Annotated in this window: 20 protein-coding genes; 16 read left to right on the forward strand and 4 right to left on the reverse strand. The window is 61.5% G+C overall.

Translation table 11 applies throughout. From position 1 onward, the window contains the following. Positions 1–18 precede the first annotated feature (18 nt). A complete protein-coding gene (locus ABEH28_RS16530; RefSeq protein WP_346630574.1) occupies positions 19–252 on the reverse strand; it encodes a DUF1127 domain-containing protein in 234 nt (77 codons plus the stop codon). Positions 253–348: 96 nt separating this feature from the next. On the opposite strand from ABEH28_RS16530, the gene ABEH28_RS16535 reads away from it, so the two are divergent. Beyond that, positions 349–1,203, forward strand: a complete 855-nt coding sequence (locus ABEH28_RS16535; RefSeq protein WP_065993052.1) for a LysR substrate-binding domain-containing protein — start codon at positions 349–351, stop codon at positions 1,201–1,203. A gap of 20 nt (positions 1,204–1,223) precedes the next feature. On the opposite strand, the gene ABEH28_RS16540 is transcribed toward ABEH28_RS16535, so the two are convergent. After that, on the reverse strand, positions 1,224–1,970 hold the full coding sequence (locus tag ABEH28_RS16540; protein ID WP_346630704.1) for a sulfite exporter TauE/SafE family protein: 747 nt from the start codon (positions 1,968–1,970) through the stop codon (positions 1,224–1,226). A gap of 221 nt (positions 1,971–2,191) precedes the next feature. Here ABEH28_RS16540 and ABEH28_RS16545 point away from each other — a divergent pair, with 221 nt between their 5' ends. From ABEH28_RS16545 to ABEH28_RS16555, 3 genes are all read left to right on the forward strand, one after another. Beyond that, on the forward strand, positions 2,192–2,665 hold the full coding sequence (locus tag ABEH28_RS16545; RefSeq protein ID WP_346630575.1) for a MarR family transcriptional regulator: 474 nt from the start codon (positions 2,192–2,194) through the stop codon (positions 2,663–2,665). 154 nt (positions 2,666–2,819) lie between these two features. Further along, a complete protein-coding gene (locus ABEH28_RS16550; RefSeq protein WP_065993050.1) occupies positions 2,820–3,239 on the forward strand; it encodes an organic hydroperoxide resistance protein in 420 nt (139 codons plus the stop codon). Between the two features lie 52 nt (positions 3,240–3,291). Further along, positions 3,292–4,311, forward strand: coding sequence for an alpha/beta hydrolase (locus ABEH28_RS16555; protein WP_346630576.1), 1,020 nt, complete (start codon positions 3,292–3,294; stop codon positions 4,309–4,311). Between the two features lie 348 nt (positions 4,312–4,659). On the opposite strand, the gene ABEH28_RS16560 is transcribed toward ABEH28_RS16555, so the two are convergent. Together ABEH28_RS16560 and earP are read right to left on the reverse strand one after the other, a co-directional pair. After that, complete coding sequence (locus ABEH28_RS16560) at positions 4,660–5,229, reverse strand: elongation factor P (protein ID WP_037011849.1); 570 nt, start codon at positions 5,227–5,229, stop codon at positions 4,660–4,662. Between the two features lie 87 nt (positions 5,230–5,316). Next, positions 5,317–6,462 carry an elongation factor P maturation arginine rhamnosyltransferase EarP gene (gene earP, locus ABEH28_RS16565; RefSeq protein WP_346630577.1) on the reverse strand — a complete coding sequence of 382 codons (1,146 nt, stop codon included), beginning with the start codon at positions 6,460–6,462 and terminating at the stop codon, positions 5,317–5,319. Positions 6,463–6,585: 123 nt separating this feature from the next. On the opposite strand from earP, the gene ABEH28_RS16570 reads away from it, so the two are divergent. From ABEH28_RS16570 to ABEH28_RS16625, 12 genes are all read left to right on the forward strand, one after another. Further along, positions 6,586–6,981: a hypothetical protein gene (locus ABEH28_RS16570; RefSeq protein ID WP_346630578.1), complete on the forward strand. Its 396-nt coding sequence runs from the start codon at positions 6,586–6,588 to the stop codon at positions 6,979–6,981. 54 nt (positions 6,982–7,035) lie between these two features. Continuing rightward, entirely contained in the window at positions 7,036–7,518 is a 483-nt protein-coding gene (locus ABEH28_RS16575) for a GreA/GreB family elongation factor (protein ID WP_282367603.1), read from the forward strand. Positions 7,519–7,641: 123 nt separating this feature from the next. Then, complete coding sequence (locus ABEH28_RS16580; protein ID WP_065993044.1) at positions 7,642–7,848, forward strand: hypothetical protein; 207 nt, start codon at positions 7,642–7,644, stop codon at positions 7,846–7,848. A 102-nt stretch (positions 7,849–7,950) separates the two neighbouring features. Next, positions 7,951–8,511: a DUF1003 domain-containing protein gene (locus ABEH28_RS16585; protein ID WP_346626549.1), complete on the forward strand. Its 561-nt coding sequence runs from the start codon at positions 7,951–7,953 to the stop codon at positions 8,509–8,511. A 397-nt stretch (positions 8,512–8,908) separates the two neighbouring features. Next, complete coding sequence (locus tag ABEH28_RS16590; protein ID WP_346630579.1) at positions 8,909–10,240, forward strand: IS110 family transposase; 1,332 nt, start codon at positions 8,909–8,911, stop codon at positions 10,238–10,240. A gap of 356 nt (positions 10,241–10,596) precedes the next feature. After that, positions 10,597–11,400: a 2,5-didehydrogluconate reductase DkgB gene (gene dkgB / locus ABEH28_RS16595; RefSeq protein ID WP_192172788.1), complete on the forward strand. Its 804-nt coding sequence runs from the start codon at positions 10,597–10,599 to the stop codon at positions 11,398–11,400. Positions 11,401–11,731: 331 nt separating this feature from the next. Continuing rightward, positions 11,732–12,469: an FCD domain-containing protein gene (locus ABEH28_RS16600; protein WP_065993032.1), complete on the forward strand. Its 738-nt coding sequence runs from the start codon at positions 11,732–11,734 to the stop codon at positions 12,467–12,469. Beyond that, a complete protein-coding gene (locus tag ABEH28_RS16605) occupies positions 12,466–13,470 on the forward strand; it encodes an ABC transporter ATP-binding protein (protein WP_346630580.1) in 1,005 nt (334 codons plus the stop codon). Before ABEH28_RS16600 ends, ABEH28_RS16605 begins: the two co-directional genes overlap by 4 nt. Beyond that, positions 13,467–14,600, forward strand: coding sequence for an oligopeptide/dipeptide ABC transporter ATP-binding protein (locus tag ABEH28_RS16610; RefSeq protein WP_346630581.1), 1,134 nt, complete (start codon positions 13,467–13,469; stop codon positions 14,598–14,600). The genes ABEH28_RS16605 and ABEH28_RS16610 overlap by 4 nt, the downstream gene beginning before the upstream one ends. Next, on the forward strand, positions 14,597–16,096 hold the full coding sequence (locus tag ABEH28_RS16615) for an ABC transporter substrate-binding protein (protein ID WP_346630582.1): 1,500 nt from the start codon (positions 14,597–14,599) through the stop codon (positions 16,094–16,096). Before ABEH28_RS16610 ends, ABEH28_RS16615 begins: the two co-directional genes overlap by 4 nt. Before the next feature lie 43 nt (positions 16,097–16,139). Then, the gene (locus tag ABEH28_RS16620) at positions 16,140–17,084 is read left to right on the forward strand and encodes an ABC transporter permease (RefSeq protein ID WP_037011865.1); all 945 of its coding nucleotides are present in this window, start codon (positions 16,140–16,142) and stop codon (positions 17,082–17,084) included. Continuing rightward, positions 17,084–17,992 carry an ABC transporter permease gene (locus ABEH28_RS16625; protein ID WP_346630583.1) on the forward strand — a complete coding sequence of 303 codons (909 nt, stop codon included), beginning with the start codon at positions 17,084–17,086 and terminating at the stop codon, positions 17,990–17,992. The genes ABEH28_RS16620 and ABEH28_RS16625 overlap by 1 nt, the downstream gene beginning before the upstream one ends. The last annotated feature ends 26 nt before the right edge of the window (positions 17,993–18,018 follow it).

Here is an 18,018-nt window from a genome sequence, read left to right on the forward strand (position 1 = left end):
CGATCACCCGCTGCTCTGTCAGTGCTTCATCGGGTCATCCCAGAAAGGACGCTCCACTTCTTCGTAGACATCCGCCCGACTCAGGCCCATGTCCTTCAGCGCGTCATCGCTCAGCGCAGCCAGTTCGACACGCTGGTGATGCAGCTTGCGCCAGCGAGCGACCTGCGCCACAGCCGATTTCCACCAACGTTCCGGCGCGGATTCCCGCGACAGAGGTTTTGCGACCAGTACGTAACCTTTTTGACCTTTCATCGTCTTGCCCTCCAGTGGGGATGGGCAGATTCTCTCGCCGCGCCTAAGATCAATCCAACGAATGTTTCTTATGCACTGCATCTGGGAGATTGATGCATGACCACTTACCCGAGTATCGACAGCGAGCTGTTGCGCACCTTTGTCGCGATCGCCGATGAGGGCGGCTACACGAAGGCCGGCGAGGTGGTGAATCGCACGCAGTCGGCCGTGAGCATGCAGATGAAACGGCTGGAGGAGGACGTGGTGCGGCGCCCGTTGTTTCTCAAAGACGGCCGCACCATCAGCTTCACGGCGGAAGGCCAGGTGCTGCTGGGCTACGCGCGCCGGATCCTGAAATTGCACAGCGAAGTGTTCAACACCCTGCGCGAGCCGCACATGGTCGGCACGGTGAAGATTGGTACGCCGGATGATTACGTGATGCGCTTTCTGCCGGGGATTCTGCAGCGCTTTGCCCAGGCGTATCCGCTGGTGCAGGTGGAAGTGCATTGCGAATCGTCGTCACAGTTACTGCAACGCCAGGACCTGGATTTAAGCATCGTCACCCGTGAGCCGGGCAAGGAAATCGGCCAGATCCTGCGCCAGGAGCGCTTCGTCTGGGCCGTCGGCGCAGGCTTTTGCCCACAGGAGCAGACGCCGATGCCACTGGCGATGTTCAACACCGACTGCTTTTGCCGGCAGTGGGCAATCAACGCGCTGCAGGCGTCCGGCCGTGAATTCCGGGTGGCCTACACCAGCGCGAGCCTGTCAGCGATCATGGCAGTGGTCAGCGCAGGACTGGCAGTAACGGCTCAGCTGCAAAGCCTGATCACCTCGGACCTGGAAGTGCTGGGTGAACAGCACGGGCTGCCGCAGTTGCCGTCGGCGAGCATCGTGCTGCTGCGCAACCCCAATAACCCATCGCCGATCACCGAATGCCTGGCCGATCACATTGCTGAAGGGTTCAGGCTGTAACAAGTACTCATTGCGTTAGATCACAGCTTGAAGCACAGCATGATCGCGCAGATCACCAGAAAGCCGCAGAACAGCGAGCGCAGCACGCGCTCCGGTAAACTGTGGGCCAGCGCGACGCCCCAACTGATGCTGGCCAGCCCGCCAATCGCCAGCGGAATGCCCATCAGCCAGTCGACGTGGCCGTGCAACGCGTAGGTCGCCAGCGTGATCGTGGTGCTCGGCGCCGCCAGTGCCAGCGCCAGGCCCTGGGCCGCCACCTGGGTCGCGCCGAACAGTCCGGTCAGAATCGGCGTCGCAATCACCCCGCCGCCAACGCCGAACAGCCCGGCGGTGACACCCGAACCGAGGCCCAGCAGCCACAACCATCGGGTGTGACGCAGCTCGGCGCTGGCGCTGCCTTTGCGCCACACCATCTGGATCAGGTTGAACAGCGTCAGCACGACGAGAAACCCGACGAAGCCCAGGCGCATGCTTTGCGGATCAACGCGCACGGCCCACAGCGAGGTCAGCCAGGACATCGTGAAACTGGGCACGATGAGCATCAGCGCATGACGCACCGACACCCGATTGCGCTGGTTGTAACGCCACAGCGCCAGCAGCACATTGGGCAGCACCATCAATAACGCCGTGCCTTGGGCCAGTTGCTGATCGAGCCCAAACAACACGCCCAGCGCGGGAATGGCCACCAGCCCGCCGCCGATGCCGAACAGTCCGCCCAGCGTGCCCATGGCGGCGCCCAGCAGCAGGTACATCAATACATCGACAATCACGGGCGATCCTCTGAATCGATTTCAGCGCGCATGCTACGCAGTCAGCGCCGTCGAGGAAATCCGCTTTGGCGATATCCAGGATGCCCAACCGACGCAAACAGCAACGTTTACCTCCGATCGATAGAGAGCCACGCGCCGGGCGATTACCGAAATTATCTGGTGCATTAAACATCAGGGCACTAAATTACCGGGCATTACTGACTGAGCGAGGGACACCCATGAACGCCAACGAGCCCACCCACACGGCCGGCGCTGGCAGTTGCGACGAACTGCTGCTGGATATCCAGCTGTGTTTCGCCCTGTACTCGACGTCGCTAATGATGACCAAGGTCTACAAGCCGTTGCTGCAGGCGCTTAACCTGACTTACCCGCAATACCTGGCGATGCTGGTGTTGTGGGAGCGCGACGGCCTGACCGTCGGAGAAGTCAGCACCCGTCTGCTCACCGATCCTGGCTCGCTGACGCCGCTGCTCAAACGGCTGGAAGTCGAAGGCCTGATCCGCCGGACCCGCAGCAAGGAAGATGAGCGCGTTGTGCTGCTGACCCTGACCGAGCAAGGCAAGGCGCTGCACAAAAAAGCCCAAAGCGTTCCGCAGTGCATTCTGGCCGCCAGCGGCATCAACCTTGAGCAGCTCAAGGCCCTGCAGAAAGACCTGCTCGCGTTGCGTGGAAATCTGCACGAAAGCATCTGATAAACCGCGTAATCGGCCCTCTGAAAAAATCTCAAAGATTTATCTTGCGCACTAAACATTAGCGCAGTACATTCTCCCTCACTTGCTTAACGCACAAACATTTAGCGCCAAGCTAAAGATTAAATCCCTAACCATCAGCACGTGAGGAATTACCATGCAAGCTCTCTACACTGCAGTCGCAACCGCAACCGGTGGCCGTGATGGCCGCGCTGTTTCCGACAACAAAATCCTCGACGTCAAACTGGCCACCCCTAAAGAACTGGGCGGCGCAGGCGGCGAAGCAACCAACCCTGAGCAGCTGTTCGCTGCCGGTTACTCGGCCTGCTTCATCGGCGCACTGAAATTCGTCGCCGGTCAGAGCAAGAAAACCATCCCGGCTGACGCCTCGATCACTGCCCACGTCGGCATTGGCCAGATCCCTGGCGGTTTCGGTCTGGACATCGACCTGCACATCAGCCTGCCGGGCCTTGAACAAGCCGAAGCCCAGGCGCTGGTCGATGCAGCCCACCAGGTCTGCCCTTACTCCAACGCCACACGCGGCAACGTCGACGTTCGTCTGCACGTGACTGTGTAAAACCCTGGCGTAAGACCTCCGCCCCCACACCTCGTCTGACCGGGAGAAGAACATGAACACGTTTGGCAAGATTCTGGCTGGCTCGCTCCTCGCACTGTCCGTCGGCAACGCTTTCGCGGCGACCGACACGGGCGTCGAGCACAACACGCAGGCGTTTCTGGACGCACTGAATTCGGGAAGCGGCAAGCCGATCGAACAGCTTTCGCCCAAAGATGCCCGCGCCGTACTGACCGGTGCCCAGGCCGGGGTCAAGCTGACCCTGCCCAAGGCCGATGTCAGCCAGAAGACCATTTCGGTGGACGGCCAGAACATCAGCCTGACGATCGTTCGTCCGGCTGGCGTCAAAGGCACCTTGCCGGTGTTCATGTACTTCCACGGCGGCGGCTGGGTGCTCGGCGATTATCCGACCCACGAACGTCTGGTGCGGGATCTGGTAGAGGGTTCGGGCGCAGTGGCGGTGTTCGTCAACTACACGCCTTCGCCTGAAGCCCACTACCCGACGGCGATCAACCAGGCCTATGCGGCGACCAAATGGGTTGCCGAGCATGGCAAGGAAATCAACGTCGACGGCAAGCGTCTGGCGGTGGCAGGCAACAGCGTCGGCGGCAACATGGCGGCGGTTGTCAGCCTGATGGCCAAAGACAAAGGCACCCCGGCCATCCGTTACCAGGTGCTGTTGTGGCCAGTGACCGATGCCAACTTCGATACCGGTTCGTACGATCAGTTTGCCGAGGGTCACTTCCTCACCCGCAACATGATGAAGTGGTTCTGGGACAACTACACCACCGACCCGAAACAGCGCGCCGAGATCTATGCCTCACCGCTGCGGGCCACGACCGATCAGTTGAAAGGCCTGCCGCCTGCCCTGGTACAAACGGCGGGTGCTGACGTGCTGCGCGACGAAGGTGAAGCCTACGCTCGCAAGCTGGACCAGGCCGGTGTGCCGGTAACAGCGGTTCGCTACAACGGCATGATTCACGACTACGGCTTGCTGAACGTGGTCAGCCAGGTGCCGGAAGTGCGCTCGGCGCTGCTGCAGGCGTCGCAAGAGCTGAAGGTTCATCTGAAGTAAATGCAGTATAAAAACGGGTCGATCAGCAATGGTCGACCCGTTTGCATTGCTGGATTCCGTCGTTCATATCCCGCACTGTCGCGCAGCATTCGCAGTCCCTGTGAGAGTGAGCTTGCTCACGAAGACGTATTTCCAGCCGCTGAAGACTTGGCGGATGTACCGGCCTATTCGCGAGCAAGCTCGCTCCCCCAGTTCTTTGTCGACAGCTGCATCTGCGGCGGCGTCACCTGCTCCTACAAGGTCAGCGTGTCTCGCAGCTCGCTTTTACATCACCCACAAAAAAGCCCGACTCGATGGTCGGGCTTTTTCGTTTCCGGCATCACATTACCGGCATTACAAACGCAGTGCTTATTTGGCACGGCCTTTGTAGGAACCGCCTTCACGGGTGTCGATTTCGATCTTGTCACCGATTTCGATGAAGTCAGCTACCTGCAGCTCGGTGCCGTTGGCCAGTTTGGCCGGCTTCATGACCTTGCCCGACGTGTCGCCACGAGCCGAACCTTCGGTGTAGTCGACGGTGCGCACGATGGTGGTCGGCAGCTCTACGGAAACCAGACGGTCTTCGAAGAAGATCGCTTCGCAGACGTCGGTCATGCCTTCTTCGACGAATGGCAGAACGGCTTCGATGTCTTCAGCGTTCAGTTCGTACATGGTGTAGTCGGTGGTGTCCATGAACGTGTAAGTGTCGCCGCTGATGAAAGACAGCGTGGCTTCTTTACGGTCCAGGATCACGTCTTCCAGCTTGTCATCGGCGCTGTAGACGATTTCGGTCTTGTAGCCGGTCAGCAGGTTCTTCAGCTTGGTCTTCATGATCGCGCTGTTACGGCCCGACTTGGTGAATTCAGCTTTCTGAACCAGCCAAGGGTCGTTTTCCAGCTTGATCACGGTACCGGGTTTAAGCTCTTTACCAGTTTTCATTACGAGTATCCGAATTTGGATGAAAGATCTTTCTAAGCCCTGTACGAAAAGCCACTTTTCGTACAGGGCTTAATACAAGGCCGCGTATCATATCCAACTTTGGTAAAACCTTACCAGCGCAGTCGTCAGATCGTCCTGCAAGGCCTGTTCCAGAGACCAGCGCTGGGCATGGGCGGCCAGTTCGTCGGTATGTTGTTCAAGCGCATTCCAGCCCTGGGTCATGTCTTTTCCGCCATTCCAGCTGCGCCAGACCTCGGTCAGCGCCTGCTGCGCCTCCTCCGACAAACCCACCCGGTACAGCTCCAGAAACGCATCGAGCTTGGCCCAGTGGGCGTCGTCATCCTGCTCGTAGATGTGCCAGATCAGCGGCCGCCCCGCCCATTGCGCGCGGACGAATGAGTCTTCGCCGCGCACCACATTGAATTCGCAGCACCACAACAGCCGGTCGTAGTCTTCCTGGCGCACAAACGGCAGCACCTGAATCGTCAGGCCATCGCGCACATGCACGGCGCCCGCCTTCAATTCATCCACGCCCAACCAACGCTGAACGTCGCCCAGAATACGGCCTTCAGGCACCAGCAGATGGGTCGTCCGATCAGCCCGGGCCAGGCAATCCAGCCAGCTGCCAAGGCCGGCGTGTTCGTAGGCAAACAGCGACATCAGCCGCGCATCGGCGTGGGGCGCAATGTTCAGGCGCTGGAGAAAGGATTGCCGCACGGCAGAATCCGCCTGAAACGCCCGACGCTTGTCGATCAGGCCCGCCTCACGCAGCAACCCACCGGTCTTGTCGGTGAAGCCGGGGAAGAAGAAATATTTGCGCAGGCCCGAGGACTGGATCGACGGCAGGCCGTGGCAACCGGAGACCCAGTCCTCGGCGCTGAGGTATTCGAGGTTGAACCACAGCGGCCGCCTCTCCCGCCCGAGCATGGCCTCGATGTAGTCCGGCGGCAGGCGACAGGCGAAGGCTTCGACCACGACGTCCGGCAGCTCGGCCGGTTGCCAGGTCCTGGGCCATTCCTTCGGCCAGTGACAGACGGTCACGCCGTCGCGTACTTGCGCTTGCGCCAGCGGGTCGGCGCCCGGGCAAAGCCGCGCGAAGGCGTTCAGGTCATCGATCCAGAGCCGAACATTCAGGTCGTGTTCGGCGACCAGTTGTCGGGCCAGGCGAAAGGTCACGCCGACGTCGCCGAAATTATCGACAACGCTGCAGAAAATATCCCAAGAGGCTTTCATCCGGGCTCCCTGAGGATGTTCAAAAAAACCGATTGTCCTTCATTGCGGCGCAGAATCACCAGCCCCGGTCGTGCGACAATCGCTGCCACCGCTGGCCACATGCATACAAGTCTGGAGTCTGTCATGTACGTCAACCACCGCGAACTGTCCGTCACGCTGCGCCCGCTTAAGCTGATCCTGACGATCGCCGCCGGTATCTGGCTGGGCTTTCTCGCCGTCCTGGTGAGCCTGTGGCTGATCTATAAAATGCTCCCCGCCGAGCATACCCAGGCGCTGAACAATGCGGCCGCGCAGATCACCGCCCCGCCTGCGGCCAAGCCTAAGCCGGAAAGTGATAACCCGATGTTCGATCAGTACCGGCAGATTCTGCGCGACAGCGAAGCGCGACAGACCCAGGAGGCCGTACAGGCGGAGCGGCAACGCAGCTTCAACGGGCCCAAGTGCCAGTTCTGGATGCAGCAGAACCAGACCGCCCCCAGCGAGAAAAGCCGTGCGAGCGTCTATCAGTTCTGCGGTTGAATCCCCTTTGTCGAGCCATCCCATGTCCGTGAACACTCCATGTCCGCCATGCCCGTGAACAAGCAAACCGTCCTGCAGTGCATCGTCGAGAAGCTCCAGGTCGATCTCGATGTGGCGGTGCGGGCCGCACAAACCGCCTACGAAACCGCGACCCACGAAGAGAACATCGCCGAGAACAAGTACGACACCCTGGGACTGGAGGCGTCGTATCTGGCGGCGGGTCAGGCGCGGCGCGTGGAGGAAATCCGCCAGTCGCTGAACCTGTGTTGCAACCTGGTGCTCAAGCCGTTTGATGAACAGCGCGGCATCCAGACCGGCGATCTTATTGCCCTCCTGGCGGACAACGGTGCGGAACAGCGGTTGTTTCTGGCGCCTGACGCGGCGGGGCTAAAAATCACCGTGGACGAGCAGGTGATAACGGTGATCACGGCACGCTCGCCGCTGGGTCAGAGCCTGCTTGGCAAGTTCGATGGCGATGAGGTGGAAGTGGTGGTGAACGGCAGCCGTCAATCGTTCGAGATCACGCAAATCCTGTGACCCACTGATCATTTGCAGGGTTGTAGCGTCTGACTTTTTGTGGGTAAGGTGCAGGGTCGCACCACAAAGGGTGAACCCCGGAACACGGAGCCGGGGACACGGATTTAACCAAGGAGATATTTCATGACGAACGTCATCACTTTCCCTGACGCCCATGAACGTGATCGCCTCAAGTCCAGTGACCACCACGGGTTGAGATACCTGAACAAGAAAGAGCGACAACTGATCGACCGCCTGCGCATGACCAGTCACGCCGGCCGCCAGTACGTTTACGACTACGCCAGCATCATGCAGCGCTCCAAGCCGCTGTACCCCGAACCGGTGGACTGACGCCGCTCACTCGCGACAGACGCCGGTTCAGCAGAGGTTCAGTACAACGCCAATGGGCGTGGGCCTATAGTGGGCAGATGTTTTTGTCTTCAGGAAAGTCTCATGCCCACTGCACCGCCTGTCCCTTCGCCCGCAGAACCGGGCACGCCCGCCGCCAACGCGCCGGTGGATCACCTGCGCTTTCACAAACGCCACGCGCACCTGGCGCCGACCTTTGGCACCGATGCCTTCGCCCTCAAGGCCGAAGCGTTCGCGCGCTTCTTCGGCACGCCCACTTTTCTCGGCGCACAGACGCTGCTGGTGTTGCTGTGGGTGGGCGCCAACCTGAGCGGGCTGGTGTCGTTCGATCTTTACCCGTTCATCCTGCTCAATCTGGCATTCAGCCTGCAGTCGGCCTATGCCGCGCCGCTTATTCTGCTGGCCCAGACCCGACAGGCCGCCCGGGACAAGGCCAGTGCCGATGCCGACGCGGAGCACCGTGAAGCGCTGGCGACGGCCAACGAAGAGCGTATGGCCCGCGCGGCGCAAAACACCGCGCAGATGCTCGAGCTGCTGGAGCAGAACACCCGACTCACCGAAATGACCAAAGTGCTGACCGAACGGGTGGAAGCGCTGACGGCGGACATGCACAAGCATTTCGTAAAGCGGGATGGGCATGTTTGATCTGAGGTTCATGTGCTAGCGCGCTTCCATCACGGCCTGCGGCGCACGTGTAATCTGGAGTCAGACGCGATACCTGTGGGAGTCGTCCCGCCGCTACGCGCCGCGCTGTCGCGCAGCAAACTGGGTGCACGACTCATCTCCCGTTGTGATGCTGATACCTTGAAAAGCAAAGAGCGGCTGCCCCGTCAGGGGTGGCCGCTCTTTGCTTTGCTAGGATTGAGGAGCGCGGGACAGAGGCCGGTACTCACATTGGTGTGACAGCACCCGCGTGGGAGAGTGGCCCGCACGGTATCGGCGTAGAGTCCTTGTCGGCACGGCTAGCCGTGACCACGTATGAGAGAGTGAACCCTTTCGCCACCGTGTGCCCCGCGCGCCCATCATCCTGCGAGGAAACAGCATGGCGCGCAAGCAATCCAGACAGCGTTTTGAACTGGTCCATCCCCATTGTGCCGGTATCGACATCGGTAGCCGTGAGCATTGGGTCGCCGTTGATCGGGACCACGAGCAACCGGTACGCAGCTTTTCTACCTTCACCGACGACCTGGTCAAGCTGGCCGATTGGCTTGAAGCGCTGAAGATCGAGGTCGTGGCCATGGAAGCCACTGGCGTCTACTGGATTCCGCTGTTTGAGCTTCTTGATGCGCGAGGCTTCAAGGTCTATTTGGTCAACTCACGCGCAACGCGGCAGATTTCCGGTCGTAAATCCGATGTCCTCGATTGCCAGTGGATATGGCAACTGATGAGCCATGGCCTACTGCGCGGAGCGTTTCGCCCTGACGATGCGATTTGTTCTATGCGGGCGCTCATTCGCCAACGAGCCAGCAAAGTTCGTAACCAAGCTCAAACCGTGAACCGTATGCAGAAAGCGCTGAGCCAGATGAACATCCAACTCGCCAACGTCATCAGCGATATTTCGGGCGTGACCGGCATGAAAATCCTTCGCGCAATCATTGCCGGCGAGCGCGATCCGTCTGTTCTGGCCGACTTGACTGATCGGCGGATCAAGGCCAGCAAAGAGACTGTAGCCCGCAGCCTCCACGGTAATTGGCGTTTAGAGCACCTGCATGCGCTCGAACAAGAAGTGCAATGCTATGACTTCTTTGAACAGCAGATTGGGGCATGCGACAAGGCTATTACGGATGCACTGAGTCAATTGCCCGAGCGCGAGGAGGCCCCCCAACCCTCACGAAAAATCCTGCGTAGCCCTCACCGCTGCGCAGCAGATCAGGCGGCCCTGCATCAGTCGCTTTGGCGCGTCATGGGCGTTGATCTCACCGCCATACCGACCATCGGCGTCGATACGGCCTTGGTCATTGCCGGTGAGATTGGACCGGATCTGTCCCGATTTCCCACGATGGAGCATTTCTGCTCATGGCTGGGCGTGGCACCACCGACACGGATTTCGGGTGGTCGCTCACTGTCGGGTAAAGGCCAGAAAACCCTCAACAACGCAGCTCAGGCACTCAAGCAAGCGGCCTCTAACGCGCGAAATGACAAAAGCTTTATCGGCGCCAGCCACAGGGCCCGACTGGCGCGGATGGATACCAGCTGCGCCATCAAGGCAACGGCTCACCAACTTGCACGCTTGATCTACGCCATGCTGACCAAGGGGCAGCCCTATGTTGAGCAGGGGATCGAAGCGTTTGAAGAACGGAGCAAGGAAAAGCAGTACCGGGCCTTGCTGCGCAAGGCCCGGAAGCTGGGGCTGGACTTAGTAAAGGCTTCTTGAATAGTGAAACGAAATCAGAGACTTATTTTTTGTTTGATGAGAGTGAGCTTGCTCACGAAGGCGTTGGCACATCCGCAGAATTTCCTGTGGCTGAACCAAGGTCTTCGTGAGCAAGCTCACTCCCACAGGATCTTCATTTCCTACATGCATCGCAGCGTCTGAGGAGAGGCGCGGCCCCTGCGGAAATCACATTTCACTGAACGATCACACCTACACGCTGCCCCAAACTCCATGGCATTCATGATCCCCCGTCAAAAGTCCCGTGCCCGCGCTGTGGTTTTTCCCTGCCAGCCGACGCGGGATACTGGGCATCTGATTCATACCTCCCCTTCCCCCTTGAACCCTGGAGTCTTCCCATGACTGTTCCCGCATTTGGCCTCGGCACCTTCCGCCTGAAAGATCAGGTCGTCATCGACTCGGTGAGCAACGGCCTCGACCTGGGCTATCGGGTGATCGACACCGCGCAGATCTACGGCAATGAAGCCGAGGTCGGTCAGGCCATCGCGCAAAGCGGCGTGCCCCGTGACGAGCTGTACATCACCACCAAGATCTGGACCGACAACTTCGCCGCCGACAAGCTGATCCCGAGCCTGAAGGAAAGCCTGACCAAGCTGAAAACCGATCACGTCGACCTGACGCTGATCCACTGGCCATCGCCGAAGGGCCAGGTGCCGGTCGCCGAATTCATGGGCGCGCTGCTGGAAGCCAAACAGCAAGGCCTGACTCGCGAGATCGGTATCTCTAACTTCACCGTCGCGCTGATGAAAGAAGCCATTGCCGCGGTCGGCGCCGAAAACATCGCCACCAACCAGATCGAGTTGCACCCCTACCTGCAAAACCGCACCGTGGCCGATTTCGCCAAACAGCACGGGATCAAGATTACGTCGTACATGACCCTGGCCTACGGCGAAGTGCTGAAGGACCCGGTGATCGAGCAGATCGCCCAGCGCCACAATGCGACGCCTGCACAAGTGACGCTGGCGTGGGCGATGCAGCTGGGTTACGCGGTGATCCCGTCGTCGACCAAACGCGCCAATCTGGAAAGCAACCTGAAAGCCGTGGACCTGAAGCTCAGCGAAGACGACATGGCACAGATTGCCCAGCTGGACCGCGGTCATCGCCTGACCAGCCCGGCCAGCCTCGCGCCGCAGTGGGATTGATGTCAGCCCTGATTCTGGCTTCGGCCAGAATCGCCCCAATCAACGCCCCTTAATAACGCAGCCGAACCATAAACAGGCGCCCTGCCTGGCCCATTGCTGAAATTGGTTCGCTTCCCGCCTGAACCAATTCCGGCCCTCCCCGCGAACCAGACTTCCGAACCATTGCCGATTGTCCCGAAGCGCCGGGAGCACGCCTGTCCGCACGTCCGGCCATCGGACCTCGCCAGTGAACCAATTTCCATTGGCATCGCTATTGCACTCGTCCTCTACAGCCCAGCCGTGCTTCACAAAACGGCCAGGCCTCCGGTTCACCCCGTGACGAGAGACGCAGATGGACAGCATCGACACCGACGCAACCCACGACACTTCGTCGAAGATGGCCCTCGACGCGCTGCGCCAGCTGGTTGCGCAGCAGGCGGCGTTTCCCCAGCGGCCGTTGCCGACCGAGCGCGACCTGGCGGTGGATTTCGGCGTCAGTCGCCGGGCCATTCGCCGCGCGCTGGCGGTGCTCGAAGCCGAGGGTCATATCTGGCGGCGGCAGGGCAAGGGCACTTTCGTCGGCCCTACCCCGCCGAGCGCGGCCATGAGCTTTGCCAAGCTGTCGAGCCGGACCAATTTCAGCGAAGTCATGGAAGCCCGTATCTATCTGGAGCCGGCGCTCGCCTCTCTGGCCGCCCTGCGCGCCAGCGGCGAACAGATGGCGATCCTGCGCCGATTGGCCGAGCGCACGACCCATCAGCAACACGCCAGCGAACCCGACGCCGAAGGCATTGAGCTGTGGGACAGCGCGCTGCATCGCGGGATCGCTGAAGCCGCCGGCAACCGCCTGATGCTCGATATTTTCGAAATGCTCGACGCGATCCGGCTTGATCCGGCATGGCGCGACCTGCGCCAGCGCGCCCGCAACACCGACCGCCTGAGCACCTACAGCCACGATCACCACGACATCATCGGCGCCATCGAAAGTCGCGACCCGGCCAAGGCCGCCACCGCCATGCGCGGTCACCTGCGTGCGCTGCAACAGGCGCTCGATCACGTCATCCAGCAAGACCTCGAGGCCAGCGTATGAGTGCTTCACCCGCGAACACCCCATCGGTACTGAGCGTCAGCGACCTCACCGTGCGCTTCAAGGATGCCCCGGCCAACGTCGTCGACGGCGTGTCGTTCGCCATTCAGCCGGGCAAGACCCTGGCCATCGTCGGCGAGTCCGGCTGCGGCAAAAGCGTGACGTCCATGGCATTGATGGGCTTGCTGCCCGACACCGCGACGGTCCAGGCCAGTGCTTCGAACCTGCTGGGCGAGCCGCTGCTGGGCATGTCCGACGAGCGCCTGCTGGACGTGCGCGGCAATCGCATGGCGATGATCTTTCAGGAGCCGATGACCTCGCTCAATCCGGTATTCACCATCGGCGATCAGATCGCCGAAAGCGTGATTCGCCACCAGGGCCTGTCCGCCAGCGCCGCCCGCCAGCGCGCGCTGGAAATGCTGGAAAAGGTCCGCGTGCCCGATGCCCTCCAGCGCCTCGACGCCTACCCCCACGAATTGTCCGGCGGCATGCGTCAGCGCGCGATGATCGCCATGGCACTGGCCAACGACCCTGCACTGATCATCGCCGACGAACCTACCACCGCCCTGGACGTGACCATTCAGGCGCAGATTCTTTCGCTGGTCGCCAGCCTGCAGGCTGAAACCGGCACCTCGATGATGCTCATCACCCACGACCTCGGCGTGGTCGCCGAAGTGGCCGACGAGGTCATCGTGATGTACGCCGGCCGCGTCGTCGAAAGCGGTTCGGTCAAAACCCTGTTCGATGATCCGCAGCACCCCTACACCATCGGACTGATGGGTTCGATGCCCTCGGTCGGCCCTCGCGAAGGGCGGCTGGCGACGATCAACGGACGCGTCCCGACGCCGGCTGAAATGCCCAGCGGTTGCCGCTTTGCCAGCCGTTGCCCGTTCGTCATCGGCGCCTGCCGGGAAGCCCGCCCGCCGTTGTTGGAAGTCTCCGCCGGGCATTTCGCCGCCTGCATCCGCGTGCCACTTGAACAGCATCTGAGAGTCAGCGCATGAGCCTGTCAGGACAACAAATCGTCGACACCGGGAGTGCGGAGTCGGCCCTCGAAAAGCCGATTCTGGAAAGCATCGCGGTGAGCAAACACTTTCACAGCGAAGCCGGACTGTTCCAGCGCAAGAAGCCGCCGGTGCAGGCGGTCAACGAGGTGTCCCTGGCCGTGCGCCGGGGCGAGACTCTGGCGCTGGTGGGTGAATCCGGCTCGGGCAAATCGACCCTGGGCCGGGTGCTGTTGAACCTGCTCAAGCCCACTGCGGGCGACGTTATTTATGAAGGCCGCAACCTCGGTAATCTGCCCGCCGACAAGCTGCGTCAGGTGCGCCGCGATCTGCAGATCATTTTCCAGGACCCGTTCGCCTCGCTGAACCCGCGCATGAGTGTCGAATCGATCATCGGCGAGCCGATCTGGCTGCACCGCGACGACAGCCGCAGCGCGCGTCAGGACAAGGTTGCCGAGCTGCTGCGCACGGTGGGTCTGGCGCCGGAGCACGGCAGCCGCTTCCCCCACGAATTTTCCGGCGGTCAGCGCCAGCGCATCGGCATCGCCCGGGCGCTGGCTTCGGAGCCACGGCTGATCCTCGGCGACGAGCCGGTCTCGGCGCTGGACGTCTCGGTGCAGGCCCAGGTGGTCAATCTGCTGGAAGACCTCAAGCATCAGTTCGGCCTGACCCTGCTGATCGTCGCCCACGGCCTCGCGGTGATCCGCCACATGAGCGACCGCGTGGCCGTGATGTACCTCGGCGAGATCGTCGAACTGGCGCCGGTCAACGCGCTGTTCGAAACGCCGTTTCACCCTTACACCCAGGCGCTGATGGCCGCCGTGCCGGTCAGTCACCCGGACCTGCGTCGCCCGCGCCCGCTGCTCGGCGGTGACATGCCAAGCCCGAGCAAGCCGCCGTCCGGTTGCCGTTTTCACACCCGTTGCCCCCACGCCAAGCCGCTGTGCCGCGAAGTGAAGCCGCTCTTCGAAACCGTCGAGCCGGGGCGTCAGGTGGCCTGCCATTACTGGCGCGAAATCGCCAACGCCGGCGCCGGTTCGCTGATCGTGCCGACGCCTAGCGCCGCCTACAGCCAGCGCCTGAACCTGTTCAAAAGCCATCAAGCCCTTTCTCTGGAGAGTCAGCCATGAAATTCGCCCACCTGATGACAACCACGTTGTTGCTACTCGCTGCGAATGCGGCTGTCGCCGAAACCACCTTGCGCATCGGCATCCAGGACGACCCTGACATGCTCGACCCGCACCGCTCGCGTACCTACTCGGGGCGTCTGGTCTACACCGCGCTGTGCGACAAGCTGGTGGACGTCAATCCTGATCTGACCTACGCGCCACAACTGGCCACCGCCTGGAATTGGAGCGAGGACGGCAAGACGCTGACCATGACTCTGCGCGACGGCGTGACCTTCCACGACGGCGAGGTGTTCGACGCCGCCGCCGTGAAGTTCAACCTCGACCGCGCCCGCACCCTGCCCGACTCCCTGCGCAAGAGCGAACTGGCGTCAGTGGACAGCGTTGAGGTGATCGACGCGAAAACCGTGGCGATCAAGGTCAAGCAGCCCGACGCCACGCTGATCTCGCAACTGTCGGACCGCGCCGGCATGATGCTCGCACCCAAGGCCTCAGCGACCGACGTGGCCTCCAAGCCGGTGTGTTCCGGGCCGTACAAATTCGTTCAGCGCGTGCAGCAGGACCGCATCGTGCTGGAGCGCTTCGACAACTATTGGAACAAGCAGGCGTACCACTTCGACAAGGTGATTTTCCTGCCGATTCCGGACACCTCGGTGCGCCTGGCGAACCTGCGTTCCGGCGACCTGGACATCATCGAGCGCGTCGCGCCCACCGACGTGAAGACCGCCAAGGCCGACAGCCACGTCCAGGTGTTCAGCACGCCGGGCCTGGGCTACATGCAGTTGATGTACAACACCAACAACGGCGACAAGGCCAACAACCCGCTGGGCAAGGACAAGCGCGTGCGCAAGGCCTTCGAGCTGGCCATCGACCGTGACGCGATCAATCAGGTGGTCTTCGAAGGCCTGTACGCGCCGAGCGCCCAGCCGTTCCCGAAAAACAGTCCGTATTACGACAAGGATCTGCCGGTCCCGACCCGCGACGTCGAAGCCAGCAAAAAACTGCTCGCCGAAGCCGGCGTGAAGACGCCCCTCAGCGTCGAGCTGAAAGTCGCCAACAACCCCATCGCCCAGCAGGTCGGCCAGATCATTCAGGCGATGGCTGAAGAAGCGGGCTTCAAGGTCAATCTGATCGCCACCGAATACGCCACGCTGCTCAGCGAGCAACAGACCGGCAACTTCCAGATCGGCATGAGCGCCTGGTCGGGCCGTCCTGATCCGGATGGTGATATCCACCAGTTCGTGACCTGCAAGGGCGGCCAGAACGACGGGCATTTCTGTGACCCGAAACTCGACGATCTGCTGAACAAGGCGCGCACCGTGAACGATCAGGCCCAGCGTCAGGCCATCTACTTCGAGGCCCTGCGCCTGCTCGCCGAAGACGTGCCGACCAGCTACCTGTATTTCGATCCACGAATCATCGCCATGCGCAGCAACCTCACCGGTTTCGTGCCCAATCCCGATGGTTTGATTCGCCTGACCAACGTCGCTTTCAAATGACAGCGGCGCCCGTGGATAACCGCTTCGGCCGCGAGGATTCGTCATGCTGACTTTCATCCTGCGACGCCTGCTCAGTGCCATTCCGACGCTGATCCTGGTTTCGCTGTTCGTCTTCACCCTGCAAAAGCTGCTGCCCGGTGATCCGGTCCAGGCCATGGCGGGTGAAGAGCGCGACCCGGCGGTGATGGAATACCTGCGCGAGAAATACCGGCTCAACGACCCGCTGCCGCTGCAATATGTGCACTGGGTCGGCAATGTCCTGCAGGGCGACTTCGGCACTTCACTGCGCACCGAACAACCGGTGACCGTGCTGCTGGCGTCGAAGCTGCCTGTGACCATCGAGCTGGCGGTGCTGGCGTTGATCATCGCGTTGGTGATCGGCATTCCCACCGGAGTGATTTCAGCGGTGCGCAAGGGCACGTCGGTGGATTACGCGGCCAACGTGTTCGCCCTGTCGGGGATCTCCATTCCGCACTTCTGGCTGGGGATTCTGTTGATCATGATCTTCGCCGTGAAGCTGCAATGGCTTCCGGCGTCGGGTTTCGTGCCGCTGGGTGAAGACGTCGGGCAGAACCTGAAAACCCTGATCCTGCCGGCCTTCGTGCTGGGCGCCGGGCTGTCGGGCGTGCTGATGCGCCACACCCGCAGCGCGATGCTCGAAGTGCTGCGCGCCGACTATGTGCGCACGGCGCGGGCCAAAGGGCTGTTCCCGCGGACGGTGATTCTGAAGCACGCCCTGCGCAACGCGCTGATGCCGATCGTCACGCTCACCACATTGCTGTTCGGTGAATTGCTCGGCGGCGCGGTGCTGACCGAGCAGGTGTTCAGCATTCCCGGCTTCGGCAAGATGATTGTCGATGCTGTGTTCAACCGCGACTACGCCGTGGTGCAAGGCGTGGTGCTGTGCGTCGCGATCGGCTTCCTGCTGCTGAATCTGCTGGCCGACGTGCTCTATCGCCTGATCAATCCGCGTCTGAGGACTGCCTGATGACTTCGATTGCGACCCATCCTTCAGCGCCGCTGAATGCGCCGTCCCAGGCACCGTTGAAAGAACCATTGCGGCCGCGCACGCGTTCGCCGTTTGTGAAGAAAATCCTCGCCAACAAGGGCGCGGTGGTCGGCGCGGTGGTGCTGATCATCTTCATTCTTGCCGCGCTGCTGGCGCCGTGGATTGCGCCCCATGATCCGCTAAAGGCCAACTTCCTCGCCGTGCGCAAGGCGCCTTCGCTGATCTACTGGCTGGGCACCGACGAGCTGGGCCGTGACCTGTTTTCCCGCCTGCTCTGGGGCGCGCGCAGTTCACTGCTGGCCGGTGGGGTTTCGGTGGCGATTGCCATGGTCATCGGCGTGCCGCTGGGCCTGTTGGCCGGTTACTTCGGCGGCAAACTCGACGCGGTGATTTCGCGCATCATGGAAGCGCTGCTGTCGTGTCCGTTTCTGGTGCTGGCGATTGCCCTGGGCGCGTTTCTCGGCCCGAGCCTGAGTAACGCCATGATTGCCATCGGGCTGTCGGCGATGCCGATTTTCTCGCGTCTGACCCGCGGTCAGGTGCTGGCGATCCGTCACGAAGACTACCTGGAAGGCGCCCGTGCCATCGGCCTGCCGGACCGCTGGATCATCCTGCGCTACGTGCTGCCGAACGTGCTCTCGCCGCTGGTGGTGCAAGCGACGCTGACCATCGCCTCGGCGATTCTGGCGGAGGCGAGCCTGTCGTTCCTCGGCCTGGGTCAGCAACCGCCCTCGCCGTCCTGGGGCTCGATGCTCAACACCGCGAAGAACTTCATGGAACAGGCGCCGTGGATGTCCATCGCGCCGGGCGTGGCGATCTACATCACCGTGCTGTGTTTCAACCTGCTGGGCGACGGGCTGCGCGATGCCCTCGACCCGAAAAGCTGACAGCGCTCGCGCTCATCCGCCGAAGC

The sequence above is a fragment of the Pseudomonas sp. Ps21-P2 genome, assembly GCF_039672565.1.
In the GTDB taxonomy this organism is placed as follows: domain Bacteria; phylum Pseudomonadota; class Gammaproteobacteria; order Pseudomonadales; family Pseudomonadaceae; genus Aquipseudomonas.

What these genes read in the sequence shown, in the direction of transcription:
- ABEH28_RS16530 (WP_346630574.1), bottom strand. Translation starts at nt 252, where the DNA reads ATGAAAGGTCAAAAAGGTTACGTACTGGTCGCAAAACCTCTGTCGCGG.
- ABEH28_RS16535 (WP_065993052.1), top strand. Translation starts at nt 349, where the DNA reads ATGACCACTTACCCGAGTATCGACAGCGAGCTGTTGCGCACCTTTGTC.
- ABEH28_RS16545 (WP_346630575.1), top strand. Translation starts at nt 2,192, where the DNA reads ATGAACGCCAACGAGCCCACCCACACGGCCGGCGCTGGCAGTTGCGAC.
- ABEH28_RS16550 (WP_065993050.1), top strand. Translation starts at nt 2,820, where the DNA reads ATGCAAGCTCTCTACACTGCAGTCGCAACCGCAACCGGTGGCCGTGAT.
- ABEH28_RS16555 (WP_346630576.1), top strand. Translation starts at nt 3,292, where the DNA reads ATGAACACGTTTGGCAAGATTCTGGCTGGCTCGCTCCTCGCACTGTCC.
- ABEH28_RS16560 (WP_037011849.1), bottom strand. Translation starts at nt 5,229, where the DNA reads ATGAAAACTGGTAAAGAGCTTAAACCCGGTACCGTGATCAAGCTGGAA.
- earP (WP_346630577.1), bottom strand. Translation starts at nt 6,462, where the DNA reads ATGAAAGCCTCTTGGGATATTTTCTGCAGCGTTGTCGATAATTTCGGC.
- ABEH28_RS16570 (WP_346630578.1), top strand. Translation starts at nt 6,586, where the DNA reads ATGTACGTCAACCACCGCGAACTGTCCGTCACGCTGCGCCCGCTTAAG.
- ABEH28_RS16580 (WP_065993044.1), top strand. Translation starts at nt 7,642, where the DNA reads ATGACGAACGTCATCACTTTCCCTGACGCCCATGAACGTGATCGCCTC.
- ABEH28_RS16585 (WP_346626549.1), top strand. Translation starts at nt 7,951, where the DNA reads ATGCCCACTGCACCGCCTGTCCCTTCGCCCGCAGAACCGGGCACGCCC.
- ABEH28_RS16590 (WP_346630579.1), top strand. Translation starts at nt 8,909, where the DNA reads ATGGCGCGCAAGCAATCCAGACAGCGTTTTGAACTGGTCCATCCCCAT.
- dkgB (WP_192172788.1), top strand. Translation starts at nt 10,597, where the DNA reads ATGACTGTTCCCGCATTTGGCCTCGGCACCTTCCGCCTGAAAGATCAG.
- ABEH28_RS16600 (WP_065993032.1), top strand. Translation starts at nt 11,732, where the DNA reads ATGGACAGCATCGACACCGACGCAACCCACGACACTTCGTCGAAGATG.
- ABEH28_RS16605 (WP_346630580.1), top strand. Translation starts at nt 12,466, where the DNA reads ATGAGTGCTTCACCCGCGAACACCCCATCGGTACTGAGCGTCAGCGAC.
- ABEH28_RS16610 (WP_346630581.1), top strand. Translation starts at nt 13,467, where the DNA reads ATGAGCCTGTCAGGACAACAAATCGTCGACACCGGGAGTGCGGAGTCG.
- ABEH28_RS16615 (WP_346630582.1), top strand. Translation starts at nt 14,597, where the DNA reads ATGAAATTCGCCCACCTGATGACAACCACGTTGTTGCTACTCGCTGCG.
- ABEH28_RS16620 (WP_037011865.1), top strand. Translation starts at nt 16,140, where the DNA reads ATGCTGACTTTCATCCTGCGACGCCTGCTCAGTGCCATTCCGACGCTG.
- ABEH28_RS16625 (WP_346630583.1), top strand. Translation starts at nt 17,084, where the DNA reads ATGACTTCGATTGCGACCCATCCTTCAGCGCCGCTGAATGCGCCGTCC.